Here is a 14,192-nt window from a genome sequence, read left to right on the forward strand (position 1 = left end):
GTGCGAACGGAGGGTGGGGGCAGGCGAGGGGTAGGCGAGGCTTCTCGCAACCTCACTCCTGCGGTGCGAACAGCCAGGTGCGGGCTGCCTCCTTGCAGTTGAAGAACCGAAACTCTTCGTGGTCCTGATAGGCGCGTACCGCCTGAAACCGCGTCAGCGCGCCCGGGGTATAGACGGCGACGCGGCCCGAACGGACGGCGGGATTTTGCATCATTTGGATAAAGGCGGCGACGACCTCCTGGCTCTGGATCATCGCACCCGATAGATCGCACAGGCTGACAGGCGTGCGGCCGGTGGCGCGGATGCGGTGGACGGTCTGTTCCAGCTCGCGGGCGAAGTCGGCTATGGTGTCCAGGGTCCAGAACCCGTGCGGCGTCACTTCGAAATAGCCGCGGGCCAGGTCGACCGTCACCTTGTACATGGAAGGCTCCTTCATCCTGTCCGGCGACTTGTGTCGCGGCGCGGTTAAGACAGGATGAAATGGAAGCCCCTCACGCTCCGGTTTATATCGCCGAAACAGGCCGGTGGATGCCGCATTCGACCTTGTCGAACCCGCGCCAGCGGCCCGCGCGCGGGTCTTCGCCCGGCTTGACCTTGCTGGTGCAGGGTGCGCAGCCGATCGAGAGATAGCCCTCCGCCTCCAGCGGATGACGGGGCAGGTTATGGGCCGCGAAATAGCCGTCCAGCGCCGCCTTGTCCCAGTCCGCCAGCGGGTTGAGCTTCAATCGCCCGTCCTCAACCTCGAACCGGGGCAGCGCGCGGCGGGTGCCCGCCTGGAAACCCTTGCGGCCCGAAATCCACGCCTCGAACGGCGCGAGGCCGCGGGCCAGCGGCTCGACCTTACGCAAGTCGCAGCAGCCATCGGGGTCGTATCCGTGGCGGATACCTTCCGGGTCCTTGGCGGCCAACAGCGTCGCATCGGGCTGGATGACGCGGACGTCCAGCAGGCCCAGTCGCGCGACCAGCGTGTCGCGGTATGCCAGCGTTTCGGGAAACATCTTCAGCGTGTCGGTAAAGACCACCGGCGTCGCGCGATCGGCGCTTGCGACCATATGCAGCAGCACGGCGGACTCGGTGCCGAAGGACGACACCGCCGCGATCTGCCCGTGCAACTCGCCGGTCAGCAGGGTGCGCAGCATGTCCGGCGCGGGCACGCCAGCGAAGCGCGCTTCATACGCCGCCGCATCCTCGTCCCTATAGGTCGGCCGCACGTCGATCCGGTCGAGTGCACGCTCAGCCATGGCGTAGCTTCCACACCGGCACGCGGGCGTCGGCGGCCTTCTGATAGGGCTGGGGATACAGCGCCAGCAGCTTGGTCAGCGTTGCCGCATCGACCGGCTTTTCGGGCGCGAAACTGTCGAAGCCGCAGCGGCGCATATGCGGGATCTGGTCGACCAGCACGTCGCCCGCCGCACGCAACTCGCCCTCGAACCCCGCCTCACGCAGGATACGCGCCGCCGAATAGCCGCGCCCGTCGCGGAAGGTCGGGAAGCTGATCTCGACCAGCGCAATCTGTCCCAGATGCTCCAGCAGCTCGCGCGCATCGTCGCCCGCCTCCAGCCGGACGGCGGTGGCGTTGGTCTGGCCCAGAAAGGCGTCCAGCGTCACCGCCGGTTCGTCATGCACCACATCGTCGCGAAAGCGCAGCAGCGTCTCGCCCGCATTCGTGTTCACGGTGATGGGATCAACCATAGATCGCTTCCTTGAACGGCTGCATGCCGACACGGCGATAGGTGTCGAGGAAGCGCTCGCCGCCCTCGCGCAATGCGACATAGCGGTCGGTCACGCGCTCGATCGCGTCGACCACGCCGTCCTCGTCGAAGCCGGGGCCGGTGATCTTGCCGAGCGAGACGTCCTCCGCCCCCGATCCGCCGAGCAGTAGCTGGTAATTCTCGGTGCCTTTCTTATCGACGCCGAGGATGCCGATATGCCCGGCATGATGGTGGCCGCAGGCGTTGATGCAGCCCGAAATCTTCAGCTTCAACTCGCCCAGCTCGCGCTGCCGCCCGGCGAAACGCTCGCCGATCTTCTGCGCCAGCGGAATGGAGCGGGCATTGGCCAGGCTGCAATAATCCAGGCCCGGACAGGCGATGATGTCGGAGATCAGGTCGAGGTTCGCCTCGGCCAGCCCGGCGTCGCGAAGCGCGGTCCAGATGGCGTACAGGTCGGCCTTGCGGACATGCGGCAGGACGATGTTCTGCGCATGGGTGACGCGCAGCTCGTCATGGCCGTACCGCTCCGCCAGGTCAGCCATCAGGTCGATCTGGTCGGCAGACGCATCGCCGGGGATGCCGCCGATCGGCTTCAGGCTGATCGTGACGATGGCATGGCCCGGCTGCTTGTGCGCCGCGACATTCTGATCGAGCCAGACCGCGAAATCGGGGTCGGAGCGGTCGACCGCGTCGGGCGCATCGCTGGCGAAGTCGGGTCCCGCGAACATGGCGGTGATCCGCTCCAGCTCGGCGAGCGGCGGGTCGATGCCGAGGTCGCGGATGGCGGCGAACTCCGCCTCCACCTGCTCGCGATAGGCATCGACGCCGATCTCATGGAGCAGGATCTTGATCCGCGCCTTGTAGATATTATCGCGACGGCCATAGCGATTATAGACGCGCAGGCACGCCTCGAGATAGCTCATCAGATGGTCGGCGGTGATGAAGTTCTTCACCTCATGCGCGATCATCGGCGTGCGACCCATGCCGCCGCCGACGAAGATCTTCGCGCCCAGCACGCCGTCGCGCGTCAGCAGCTGGATGCCAATATCGTGCAGCCGCATGGCTGCGCGATCCTCGTCCGCCGCGATCACCGCGATCTTGAACTTGCGCGGCAGGTAGGTGAACTCGGGGTGGAAGGTCGACCATTGCCGCAGCAGCTCGGCCCAGGGACGCGGATCGGCGACCTCGTCGGCGGCCGCCCCGGCGAACTGATCCGACGAGATGTTGCGGATGCAATTGCCCGAGGTCTGGATGGCGTGCATCTGCACCGTCGCCAGCTCGGCCAGGATGTCAGGCGCATCGGCCAGCTTGATCCAGTTATACTGGATGTTCTGCCGCGTGGTGAAATGGCCGTAACCGCGATCGTATTTGCGCGCGATATGGCCCAGCATCCGCATCTGGCGGCTGTCCAGCGTGCCATAGGGCACCGCGACGCGCAGCATATAGGCGTGCAACTGGAGATAGAGGCCGTTCATCAGCCGGAGCGGCTTGAACTGATCCTCGGTCAGCGCGCCCGACAGGCGGCGTTCCACCTGGTCGCGAAATTCCTCGACACGGGCATCGACGATGCTCTGGTCATATTCGTCATAGCGATACATGGCGGTTCTCTCAGATAACCCAGGCGCCGGCATCCGCATCGGCGGGCTTCAGCGTCAGGTCGGGGCGCACCGTGGGGCCGAGCGCGCGAATACGGTCTTTGATATGGGCGGGGCGGGGGCCTTGTTCGGTCGCCTCGGCATCGATCAGATAGGGCACGTTGACCCGGCGCGCGCCTTCCTCGGCGCGAAGGATCGCCTCGCCTTGTCCGCCGACATCGACCGCGTCCTCGATATGACGCGACCAGTCGCGCCCCGTCCACCAGACGACATCGCCGGTGCCCAAGTCATTGCCCGTCAACAGCTTCATGCGCTCATTCCTTCCGCCACGCGGGCCCAACGCGCGAGCTTGTCTTCGGCATCCGACAGGGTCACGACTTCGCCGACGACGATGATCGCCGGGCTCTGCACCGCCTCGCGCTCGACCATCGCGCCGAGATCGGCGAGCAAAGTGCGGATGGCGCGATGCCCCTCCAGCGTGCCGCGCTCCAGCACCGCGACGGGCATGTCGGGGGCGACGCCGTCGGCCATCAGCTTGTCGGCGATGCCATTCGCGGTCGCCACGCCCATATAGATGACCAGCGTGCGCCCCTGGCCCGCCAACCCGGACCAGTCCTGATCGGTCAGCCCCTTGCACTGGCCCGCGACGAAGGACACGGCCGAGCTGTGGTCGCGGTGGGTCAGCGGCAGCATCGCCTCTGCCGCGCAACCGAGCGCCGCCGAGACGCCGGGGATCACCTCGACCGGCAGGCCGGCGGCACGCACCGTCTCCACCTCTTCGCCGCCCCGTCCGAAGATGAACGGGTCGCCGCCCTTCAGCCGCACGACGATCGCACCCGTCTTCACATGCGCGACGATCAGCGCGTTGATCGCGTCCTGCGACAGCGTATGCCGCGCGCGCCGCTTGGCCACCGAGATACGCTGGGCCTGAGGCGGCGCGAGATCGAGGACGCGGGGATCGATCAGCCCGTCATGCACGACGACATCGGCGGTCTTCAGCGCCTCGACCGCGCGCACGGTCAACAGGCCCGGATCGCCGGGGCCTGCACCAACCAGGATCACGCGGCCACGCGCGGTGGGATCAAGAAGACTAGCCATGCTCCAAAGATGATCCCCCCGACCACAATCGACAACCGAGCGATGCTTGGGGCGGGGGTAGATCAGCTATGCGGGCGCAGGCCGACCGGGATCGTTGCGGCGGCGCTGTCGCTTTCGGCGCTGGCGACCGGATAGGCGCAGTAATCGGCGGCGTAATAGGCGCTCGGGCGGTGATTGCCCGACCAGCCGATGCCACCGAACGGGGCGGTGGACGCCGCGCCGTTGGTCGGGCGGTTCCAGTTGACGATCCCGGCATGGATGCCGGTCCAGAATGCGTCGTACCGCTCGCGCGAGGGCGAGATCAGCGAGGCGGACAGGCCGTAGCGGGTGGTGTTGGCCTGCGCGATGGCGTCCGCGAAGTCGGATGCGCGGGAGACTTGCAGGACAGGGCCGAACAACTCGTCGTCGGGACGCTCGGCGACGGTGCCGACGTCGAGGATGGCGGGGGTCAGAAGCGGCCGATCGGGCGAGATGCGCTCCAAGGGGCGGATGGTCTTCGCGCCACTCGTCACCAGTTCCTCGACCCGCGCGAGCAGATGGTCCGCTGCGTCATTGTCGATTACCGGCCCCATGAAGGGCGCGGGCTCGTCATGCGGCGCGCCGAGGATCAGCCGGTCGACCAGCCCGGTCAGCGCCGTCATCAGCGGATCGAACAGCCGGTCCTCGACGATCAGCCGTCGCCCGGCGGTGCAGCGCTGCCCGGCGGTGGTATAGGCCGACTGGACGATCAGCGCGGCGGCGGCGTCGAGGTCGGGATCGTCCCACACGATGATCGGGTTGTTGCCGCCCATTTCCAGCGCCAGGATCTTTTCCGGCCGCTCGGCGAACTGGCGGTTGAGCGCCAGGCCCGTGCGCGCCGAGCCGGTGAAGAGCAGCCCGTCGATATCGTCATGCCCCGCCAGCGCACGGCCCTGATCCGGTCCGCCGATCAGCAGCCGCACGACCCCATCGGGCACCCCCGCCGCATGATAGCATCCGACCAGGAACGCGCCCGTCGCGGGGGTCTTTTCCGATGGTTTGAACACCACCGCATTGCCCGCCAGCAGGGCTGGCACGATATGGCCGTTGGGCAGATGGGCGGGGAAATTATACGGCCCCAGCACCGCCAGCACGCCATGCGGCCGGTGACGCAGCGCCATGCGCCCGCCGCCCGGCTGCTCGGTGAAACGCTCGCCTGCGCGCTCCGCTTGCGCGGTGATCGAGATCGCAACCTTAGCGATCACGGTGTCGACCTCGGTCCTCGCTTCCCAGAGCGGCTTGCCCGTCTCGCGCGCGATCAGGTCGGCAAAGGCGTCGGCGCGGCCCCGCACGATTTCGGCAAAGCGGCGCAGCGTCTCGATCCGCTCGGCCAGCGGTGTCATCGCCCAACCGGCCCATGCCGCCCTGGCGGTAGCGACCTCCGTACTGGCATCGCCGACGGGAAGCTCGGCAATCAGCGCGCCGGTTGCGGGTTCGTAGGTCGATAGCGTTTCGGTCGTGCGCGGTGATGACATGGCATTGATCCAGGCAAGCCCCTCTCCTTCAGGGGAGGGGTTGGGGTGGGGCCTCTCCACCGATGCCAGGTCTGGGGCGGGCGCCCCACCCCCCGGCCCCCCCCCCGAAGGGGAAGGGGGAGTCAGGCCCTTGTGATGCGATGCTAGGCCGCCGCAACCGGGTCGGCAAGCGCCCGGCCCATGGCACGCACCCGCGCGACCTTGTCATGGAGCAGGGTCCAGTCGTCATGCTCGGCGATGGGGGCCCAGATCGACTCGACTTCGTCGATCAGCATCGATTCCGGTTCGCCCTGCCAATAGGCATCGTCGCGCGCGCGGCGTGGGGCATAGGGCTCGATCAGGTCGCGAAGCGCGTTCCAGCTTTCGTCGTAATGATCCGGCACCTGTCCGCCGAACAGATCGAAATAGACACGGTCGAGGCTCGCCTGGCTCTCCCGCAGGGCGCGTTCGAAAGTCTGGACGAGCGCGCGGTCCTCGGTGCCGCCGCGCGGGATCAGCCCCAGCCGCCAGAGGATCGCGGTCACGATCTCTGTCTGATAGGTCGTGGCAAAGCCCTCCAGCGCGGCGATTAGCGGATCGCTCTCGGCGATCAGGCGCAGGCTGGAGGCGAGCTGCATCACGTCCCACTGGATCGCCTCGGGCTGGCGGGCGAGCGCGTAGAGGCCGCTATGGTCGAAATAGGCGGCGGTGAACTCCGGATCCCAAGTGGGGGCGAACCGCCAGGGGCCATAGTCGAAGCTCTCGCCGGTCACGTTGATATTGTCGGAATTGAGCACGCCATGGACGAACCCGGCGGCCATGTAACGCGCCGCCAGCGTCGCGGTTCGCTGCGCCACCAGGGTCAGCAGCCGGACGGGATCGTTCGAGTTCTCGCCGTAAAAGTGGCGAAGGACATAAGCGACCAGCCGCTTCATTCCCGCTTCGTCGCGTTCGAAGGCCAGCCGCTGGAAACTGCCGATACGGATATGGCCATGGCTCATCCGCACCATCACCGCCGAGCGGGTGGGGGAGGGTTCGTCGCCCCGGTGCAGCGCCTCGCCCGTCTCGATGATCGACAGCGTGCGCGAGGTGGGGACGTTCAGCGCCTCCAGCATCCCGGTCGCCAGGATTTCCCGGACCCCGCCCTTCAGCGTCAGGCGGCCGTCGCCGGAGCGGCTGTACGGCGTCTGCCCCGACCCCTTGGTGCCGAGTTCGAGCAACCGGCCATCGCGGGCCGTCATCTGCGCGAAGGTAAAGCCGCGCCCGTCGCCCAGATCGGAATTGTAATGGCGGAACTGATGCCCGTGATAGCGCATCGCGAAGGGCCCCGGCAGCGTGTCGGGCAAAGGCTGGAACCGGCCGAGGTGCGCGGCCCATTCCGTATCGGTCAGCGTCTCCAACCCGATCTCGGCCGCCGCCCGGTCGTTGCGGAAGCGGATGATCGTCTGCGGGAAATCGGCGGGCGCGACGGGATCGGCGATGAAATCGGCGATCTCGGTCAGGGCGGTCGAAGGGCGATAGGCTTGCGGGGATACGGGCATGCCGCGATATGGAGGCGGCACCGGAGGACCTTCAAGCATGATCCCTCATGAGAATCGATATTGGTGGTCGAAGGACGGCCTGCGGCTCCATGCACGGGATTATCCGGGGGATGATATGCTGCCCCCGGTCATCTGCCTGCCGGGCCTGACCCGCAATGTCCGCGATTTCGAGGGGCTGGCCGAGGCGCTGGCGGGGCGCGCGCGCGTCATCGCGGTCAGTTTCCGGGGGCGGGGCGAGAGTGCCTATGCCAAGGATCCGATGAGCTATGTGCCGCTGACCTATGTGCAGGACGTCGAGGCGATGCTGGACGAGTTCGGCATCGGGCGATTCATCGCGGTCGGGACCTCGCTGGGCGGGATCGTGACCATGGTGCTGGCGGCGACCGCGCGCGGGCGGCTGGCGGGAGCGGTGCTGAACGATATCGGGCCGGAGATCGAGGCGGCGGGGCTCGGGCGTATCCGCGGCTATGTCGGCAAGGGGCAGAGCTTTCCCACCTGGCTGCACGCCGCGCGCTGCGTCCAGGAGAATAACGAGGACGTCTATCCCGGCTGGGGCGTCGAGGACTGGCTGGCCATGGCCAAGCGCACGCACCGCCTGACCAGCGCGGGGCGGATCGTGCTCGATTACGACCTCAAGATCGCCGAGCCTTTCCGCGTGCCCAATACCGAGGGCGGGCCGGACATGTGGGCCGCCCTCGATGCGCTGAACGGCGTGCCGACGCTGGTGGTGCGCGGCGAGCGGTCGGATATCCTGAGTGCCAGTGTCGCCGAGCGGATGGTCGCGCGGCTGTCGCCGTCCGAACTGGTGACGGTGCCGAGCGTCGGCCACACGCCGCTGCTGACCGAGCCCGAGGCGCTGGCGGGGATCGGCCGCTTGCTCGACACGGTGGCGGGGTAAGACCGGCAAATTCCTCCCCTGCAAGGGGAGGGGAACCAGCGAAGCTGGTGGAGGGGTGTCCCCGGTCGCGAGCGATCCCCAACCTCTCCAACCGTGACACCCCTCCGTCAGGCCTTCGGCCTGCCACCTCCCCTTGCAGGGAGGAAAATGGCGCCAGCGGTTTTCAACGCCGCCGCCGCCCGCTAATCCGGCGGGCATGGCCCGTCCGCTGAACATCCTGCATCTCCACTCCTCCTTCTCGCTGGGCGGCAAGGAGGCGCGGGCGGTCGCGTTGATGAACGCCTTTGGCGATGCCGCCAAGCATACCATCGTCTCGGGACTGCCCGACGAACTGGGCGCGCGCGATGCCATCGCCAAGGGCATTCGCTACGAGATCGCGCAGGATGCGCCGCCGCTGACCGGCAAGCCCTCGGTCAAGCGATACGAGGCGATTGCAGGCTATATGCGCCGCTTCGACCTGGTGCTGACGTATAATTGGGGTGCGATCGACGGGGTGATGGCACGCCGCGTCTATTCCAAGGGCGCGCCGCCGCTGGTCCATCACGAGGACGGTTTCAATGCCGACGAGGCGCGGGGCCTCAAGATCGAGCGCAACATCTATCGCCGCATCGCGCTGTCGGCCGCGGACGCACTGGCGGTGCCGAGCCATATCCTGGAGGGCATTGCGCGCCAGACCTGGAAACAGCCTGCCGAGCGCGTGCATCGCATTCCCAACGGCATCGACACCCGGCTCTATGCCCGCGATCCCGATCCCAAGGGCATTCCCGGTTTCGTCCGCCAGCCCAAGGAGATCGTCGTCGGTGCGCTGGCAGGACTTCGGACGGTCAAGAACCTGCCCATGCTGGTCCGCGCGATGGGCGGCATACCCAATCGCTTCCGGCTGGTGATCGTCGGCGAGGGGCCGGAGCGGGCGAACATCATGCAGGCCGCCGCCGCCATGGGCATCGCCGACCGGCTGGTGATGCCGGGCTTCTTGGAGCGGCCGTACAACTACATCCGCCATTTCGACATCGTCGCCTTGTCCTCGCTGTCGGAACAGGCGCCGATCTCGGTGCTGGAGGGGATGGCGGCGGGCTTGCCCATCGCCTCGCTGCCGGTGGGCGACGTGCCGATGATGGTGTCCGAGCCCAATCGCCAGTTCATCGCCGACGCCCCCAATGAGGTGCGCCTGCGCGACGTGATCCAGGCGCTGATCGCGCATCCCGAGTTGCGCGCCCAGGCGGGGGCGGCCAACCAGGCACGGGTGCGTGCCGAGTTCGACCAGGCGCAGATGGTTGCGCGCTACAAGGCGCTCTACGAACAGGTGCTCGGACGACCCGGCGCGCTTGGCTGAATGTCGTGGCGGAACCCGGCACGGAGGGGTGCCGTTAATTCCCCTCGCATAGCGATCCTAACACGCTATATGAAACCCTTTCGGACCAGTAAGGTGAAGACGTGTTCAAAGGCCTAAGCCCCATCCTGTACAACGGCCGTGAGGTTTGGCCGCTGATCGAAGGCGGGAAGGGCGTTGCTGCGACCAATCACGCTTCTGCCGGTGCCTGGGCGGCGGCGGGCGGCGTCGGCACCGTGTCGGCGGTGAACGCGGACAGCTACGACGCCGAGGGCAAGATCATTCCCCAGATCTACCGCGCGCTGACCCGGCGCGAGCGGCACGAGGAACTGATCGAATACGCCATCGAGGGTGCGGTCCAGCAGGTGAAGCGCGCCTGGGACATTGCCGGTGGCAAGGGCGCCATCAACATCAACGTTCTGTGGGAAATGGGCGGCGCGCAGCGGGTGCTGGAAGGCGTGCTGGCGCGCACCAAGGGTCTGGTCGCGGGCGTCACCTGCGGTGCGGGCATGCCCTATAAGCTGTCCGAGATCGCGGCGCATCACCAGGTCAGCTATCTGCCGATCGTGTCGTCGGGCCGCGCCTTCCGCGCCTTGTGGAAGCGCGCCTATTCCAAGGCGTCGGAATGGCTGGCGGCGGTGGTCTATGAAGACCCCTGGCTCGCCGGTGGCCATAACGGCCTGTCCAACGCCGAAGACCCGTTGCAGCCGCAGGACCCCTATCCGCGCGTGAAAGCGCTGCGCGATACGATGCGCGAGGGCGGTATTTCGGACGAAGTGCCGATCGTGATGGCGGGCGGCGTCTGGTATCTTCGCGACTGGAACGACTGGATCGACAATCCCGAGCTGGGCAAGATCGCCTTCCAGTTCGGTACGCGCCCCCTGCTGACCCAGGAAAGCCCGATCCCCGAAGAGTGGAAGCAGCGGCTGATGACGATCGAGGAGGGCGATGTCCTTCTCCACCGCTTCTCGCCGACCGGCTTCTATTCCAGCGCGGTGCGCAATCCCTTCCTGCGCGGCCTGGAGGCGCGTTCGGAGCGCCAGATCGCCTTCTCGACCCAGGAAGCGGGCGATCATGTCTTCCAGCTCGACGTGGGCGTGAAGGGCAAGAATTTCTGGGTGACGAAGGGCGACCTGCTCCGCGCGCGCGAATGGTTCGGCGCGGGCTTCACCATGGCGCTGAAGACGCCCGACAATACGCTGGTGTTCGTGACGCCGGAAGAGGCCAAGGAAATCCGCAAGGATCAGGCCGACTGCATGGGCTGCCTGTCGCAGTGCCTGTTTTCCAGCTGGGCGGACAGCGAAACCAATTCGACCGGCCGTCTGGCCGACCCGCGCAGCTTCTGCATCCAGAAGACGCTGCAGGAGATCGCGCATGGCGGGGATGTCGAGCAGAATTTGATGTTCGCCGGCCACGCAGCCTATAACTTCAAGCGCGATCCCTTCTACTCGAACGGGTTCGTGCCGACCGTGAAGCAGCTGGTCGACCGCATCCTGACCGGGGACTGATCCATCATGATGACGCCGGAACTCTGCGCGACGTTGCACAGCGTCGCAGGGGCGATGGCGTCATTCCCCGATGGCTGGTGGATCATCGGCAGTGCGGCGCTGACGTTGCACGGTATCGATGCCGGTCCGGTTGACGATGTCGATCTGCTGATCGAGGCCGGGCTGGCCGATGCGGTGTTCGATCGGCTGGGTATCGTGCCGGTCCTCTTGCCGCCTGATCCGCTGTTTCGCTCGACGGCCTTTGCGCGGTGGCAGGCCGCACCGGTTCCGGTCGAGGTGATGGCCGGTCTCGATGTCGCCGTCGCCGGATGCTGGCAGCGCGTCGAACCCCGCACGCGTCAGCGGATCATGAAATCCGATGGGCCCCTGTTCGTGCCCGACCAGCAGGAATTGCTCGCACTGTTCCGCCTTTTCGGGCGGCCCAAGGATGCGCCGCGTATCCGGGCGCTGATGGCAGAAGCGGCGGGGAAGGCCGCCGCTCCCGCACGATAGATTAGTCGGCGACTGTCCCGACGACCGCGCCCGCCGTGCCGCCGACCGCCGCGCCACGCTCGACACTGCCGCCCGTCGCCGCCGCCACGCCTGCGCCGCCCGCACCACCGATGGCGGCCCCCTTCAGCGTCGAGCAGGCCGAGATCGACATGGCCGCGGCCGCCAGGGTGAAGGTAATTGCCAGCTTTTTCATGGTGGTAGCTCCCGTTAAATGACAGGAGGGGAATGCAATCCCGCAGCAACGGTTCCGCATTGCAACAATTTGACATGGATCAGGGGCGGCTCTTCCCGGCAGCCTGTCACCATCGTCGAGCGCAAGGTTGATCCGGTTCATGGGCTGTGTCAGTCGCACGTCATGCAACCAGATATCCGCGCGATCATCGCCGCTTCGTCCCATGCGCTCGTGACCGGCAGGAAGGTGGCCGGTCTCTATGACCAGGCGCAGGACCGGCACCGCCGCATCGCGGCGGAGGCTCGGGGCGAGCATCTGCAGGGGCTGGACGGCGACCGGAACGTGAAGTTCGGCGGCACGCTTCCCGAACTGCGGGAAACCGGAACGGGGGCCGCGATCTATATGGAAATCGCCGATGGCGAGACGAAGGGCTTCGACCGCAGCAGTTCGGGCCACTTCACCTGCCGGATCGAGGATCAGGTCGTCCAGCTTTACGATCACGCCGACAGCGCATGGTTCACTTTCGTCGTGCAGGCCGCCGAGTAATCCCGGTCAGCAATGCTCTCATCCCTCTCCCCCTTTCCAGGGGAGAGCGAAGACAGTGCCGATCGCGTTTAAAGCCACCCCTCCAGCACCTGATCCGGCGGGCGGTGGCCATCGGCCCAGCTGCGGATATTGGCGATGACCTTTTCGGCCGAGGCGACGCGGCCCTCCAATGTAGCCGAGCCCATATGCGGGGTCAGCACGACATTGGGGAGGGCGAGCAGGCGCGGGTCGATCTCGGGTTCGTGCCGCCATACGTCCAGCCCGGCCCCGGCCAATTGCCCCTTCTCCAGCGCCTCGACCAGCGCGTCCTCGTCGACGATCCCGCCGCGACTGGCGTTGATGAGATAGACGTGGGCACGCATCAGCGCGATGCGGCGGCGATCGATCAGGTCGTGGCTGTCGGCGTTGAGCGGCGTGTGGATCGACACGATGTCCACCGCGCCCAGCATCGCGTCGAGGTCGTCGTGCCAGGTTGCGCCCAGTTCCTGCTCGACGCTGGCGGGCAGGCGGCGGCGGTTGTGGTAATGGATGGACAGGCCGAAGGCGCGAGCACGGCGTGCGACCGCCTGGCCGATCCGCCCCATGCCGACGATGCCCAGCGCCTTGCCGCCGATCCGGTGGCCCAGCATCCCGCCGGGGCTCCAGCCCTTCCACGCGCCCGAACGGACCAGCTTTTCCCCTTCGGGCAGGCGGCGCGGCACCGACAGGATCAGCGCCATCGTCATGTCGGCGGTGTCCTCGGTCAGCACGCCGGGCGTGTTGGTGACGATGATGTCGCGCGCACGCGCCGCCTTCAGGTCGATATGGTTCACGCCCGCGCCGAAATTGGCGATCAGCTTCAGGCGCGGTCCGGCATTCGCGATCAGGTCGGCATCGATCGGATCGGTGACGGTCGGGACCAGCACGTCGCAATCGGCCATGGCAGTGGCCAGTTGCTCGCGGCTGAGCTTTTCGTCGCTCTGGTTGAGCTGTGTCTCGAACAGCGCGGCCATCCGCTCCATCACGGGATCGGGCAGTTCGCGGGTGACGACCACCCTGGGGTTCAGGCAGCGGCGTGGATCGACCATGACCATCGGATTGCGGCAAGCCCGCGGGTCCGTCAACCGGCGATCGCGCGCCCGAACATGGTTGAAGCGGCCCCCCGGCTCGGCGTAGAGCAACGCGCAGGCGAGCAAGTAAAGGTACGGATGATGCGCAGGTCCATGGCCGGGCTGGCTATTTTGGCGGCGACGCTGGCGAGCGGAATGCTGGCGGTGGGGCCGCTTGCCCCGGTGGCGAAGGCCGCGACCGAGAAGCGGGCATTGCCCTATTATGGGTCGATCGGCGCATCGGTGGCGCGGATGCGGACCGGCCCGGCGCGTACCTATCCCGCCAGCTGGAATTACCGCCGCGCCGACCTGCCCGTGAAGGTCGTCGCCGTGTTCAAGGAATGGCGCAAGGTCCAGGATCCGGACGGCACGGAGGGCTGGATGCTCGCCGTCCTGCTGCGCAACACGCGCACCGCCATCGTGCGCGGCACCGAGCCGCTGCCGATGCGCTCGGCCCCGGATGAGGGCGCCAAGACGCTGTGGCGCGCGGCCCCCGGCGTGGTCGGGCGGATCAGCGAGTGTAACGGCGGCTGGTGCCGGTTCGACGTGAAGGGGCAGGCCGGGTTCGTGCCGGTGGGCTCGATCTGGGGTGTCGAGCCGGGTGAGGTTCTACCGTAAGCTTCTTGGCGCGCCCCTCCCGCCTGCGGGAGGGGAGAAGCGTCGTGGCACTATCTGGCTTTGAGGGCTGCGCGTCGCGCCGTGGCAGTTGTAAGGATTCCTTCGCTCGCCGCGCAACACAC

16 protein-coding genes are annotated in these 14,192 nt (G+C 67.1%); 6 read left to right on the forward strand and 10 right to left on the reverse strand.

Annotated elements, in window-relative coordinates:
- Positions 1-52 precede the first annotated feature (52 nt).
- From ACWKSV_RS16690 to ACWKSV_RS16725, 8 genes are all read right to left on the reverse strand, one after another.
- Positions 53-421, reverse strand: a complete 369-nt coding sequence (locus ACWKSV_RS16690; protein WP_156884176.1) for an STAS/SEC14 domain-containing protein — start codon at positions 419-421, stop codon at positions 53-55.
- 82 nt (positions 422-503) lie between these two features.
- Positions 504-1,241 carry a phosphoadenylyl-sulfate reductase gene (locus ACWKSV_RS16695; protein WP_076715045.1) on the reverse strand — a complete coding sequence of 246 codons (738 nt, stop codon included), beginning with the start codon at positions 1,239-1,241 and terminating at the stop codon, positions 504-506.
- Complete coding sequence (locus tag ACWKSV_RS16700) at positions 1,234-1,692, reverse strand: DUF934 domain-containing protein (RefSeq protein ID WP_056430324.1); 459 nt, start codon at positions 1,690-1,692, stop codon at positions 1,234-1,236. The genes ACWKSV_RS16695 and ACWKSV_RS16700 overlap by 8 nt, the downstream gene beginning before the upstream one ends.
- Positions 1,685-3,310 (reverse strand): nitrite/sulfite reductase, encoded by a 1,626-nt coding sequence (locus tag ACWKSV_RS16705; RefSeq protein ID WP_076715046.1) that lies wholly within the window; start codon positions 3,308-3,310, stop codon positions 1,685-1,687. Before ACWKSV_RS16705 ends, ACWKSV_RS16700 begins: the two co-directional genes overlap by 8 nt.
- Before the next feature lie 10 nt (positions 3,311-3,320).
- Positions 3,321-3,617, reverse strand: coding sequence for a DUF2849 domain-containing protein (locus ACWKSV_RS16710; protein ID WP_056430319.1), 297 nt, complete (start codon positions 3,615-3,617; stop codon positions 3,321-3,323).
- Positions 3,614-4,405 carry a uroporphyrinogen-III C-methyltransferase gene (gene cobA, locus ACWKSV_RS16715; protein ID WP_056430315.1) on the reverse strand — a complete coding sequence of 264 codons (792 nt, stop codon included), beginning with the start codon at positions 4,403-4,405 and terminating at the stop codon, positions 3,614-3,616. Before cobA ends, ACWKSV_RS16710 begins: the two co-directional genes overlap by 4 nt.
- A gap of 62 nt (positions 4,406-4,467) precedes the next feature.
- Positions 4,468-5,898, reverse strand: a complete 1,431-nt coding sequence (gene astD, locus ACWKSV_RS16720) for a succinylglutamate-semialdehyde dehydrogenase (protein ID WP_076715048.1) — start codon at positions 5,896-5,898, stop codon at positions 4,468-4,470.
- A gap of 143 nt (positions 5,899-6,041) precedes the next feature.
- Positions 6,042-7,418: a protein adenylyltransferase SelO family protein gene (locus ACWKSV_RS16725; RefSeq protein WP_076715049.1), complete on the reverse strand. Its 1,377-nt coding sequence runs from the start codon at positions 7,416-7,418 to the stop codon at positions 6,042-6,044.
- A gap of 37 nt (positions 7,419-7,455) precedes the next feature.
- On the opposite strand from ACWKSV_RS16725, the gene ACWKSV_RS16730 reads away from it, so the two are divergent.
- The 4 genes from ACWKSV_RS16730 (at position 7,456) to ACWKSV_RS16745 (ending at position 11,646) form a co-directional block, all read left to right on the forward strand.
- A complete protein-coding gene (locus ACWKSV_RS16730; RefSeq protein WP_076715050.1) occupies positions 7,456-8,316 on the forward strand; it encodes an alpha/beta fold hydrolase in 861 nt (286 codons plus the stop codon).
- Between the two features lie 196 nt (positions 8,317-8,512).
- Positions 8,513-9,649 (forward strand): glycosyltransferase family 4 protein, encoded by a 1,137-nt coding sequence (locus ACWKSV_RS16735; protein ID WP_076715051.1) that lies wholly within the window; start codon positions 8,513-8,515, stop codon positions 9,647-9,649.
- Between the two features lie 101 nt (positions 9,650-9,750).
- Entirely contained in the window at positions 9,751-11,154 is a 1,404-nt protein-coding gene (locus tag ACWKSV_RS16740; RefSeq protein ID WP_076715052.1) for an NAD(P)H-dependent flavin oxidoreductase, read from the forward strand.
- A 6-nt stretch (positions 11,155-11,160) separates the two neighbouring features.
- The gene (locus ACWKSV_RS16745; protein WP_083706546.1) at positions 11,161-11,646 is read left to right on the forward strand and encodes a hypothetical protein; all 486 of its coding nucleotides are present in this window, start codon (positions 11,161-11,163) and stop codon (positions 11,644-11,646) included.
- 1 nt (position 11,647) lies between these two features.
- Here the strand turns inward: ACWKSV_RS16745 and ACWKSV_RS16750 are convergent, their stop codons facing one another.
- A complete protein-coding gene (locus ACWKSV_RS16750; RefSeq protein WP_042486195.1) occupies positions 11,648-11,839 on the reverse strand; it encodes a YMGG-like glycine zipper-containing protein in 192 nt (63 codons plus the stop codon).
- Positions 11,840-12,001: 162 nt separating this feature from the next.
- On the opposite strand from ACWKSV_RS16750, the gene ACWKSV_RS16755 reads away from it, so the two are divergent.
- Positions 12,002-12,364 (forward strand): hypothetical protein, encoded by a 363-nt coding sequence (locus ACWKSV_RS16755; protein WP_056430298.1) that lies wholly within the window; start codon positions 12,002-12,004, stop codon positions 12,362-12,364.
- Between the two features lie 68 nt (positions 12,365-12,432).
- Here the strand turns inward: ACWKSV_RS16755 and ACWKSV_RS16760 are convergent, their stop codons facing one another.
- Positions 12,433-13,431 carry a 2-hydroxyacid dehydrogenase gene (locus ACWKSV_RS16760; protein ID WP_076717920.1) on the reverse strand — a complete coding sequence of 333 codons (999 nt, stop codon included), beginning with the start codon at positions 13,429-13,431 and terminating at the stop codon, positions 12,433-12,435.
- Between the two features lie 123 nt (positions 13,432-13,554).
- Here ACWKSV_RS16760 and ACWKSV_RS16765 point away from each other — a divergent pair, with 123 nt between their 5' ends.
- A complete protein-coding gene (locus ACWKSV_RS16765) occupies positions 13,555-14,070 on the forward strand; it encodes an SH3 domain-containing protein (protein WP_083706547.1) in 516 nt (171 codons plus the stop codon).
- Positions 14,071-14,192: the final 122 nt, after the last annotated feature.

It is taken from the genome of Sphingomonas sp. SphC10 (assembly GCF_057004845.1).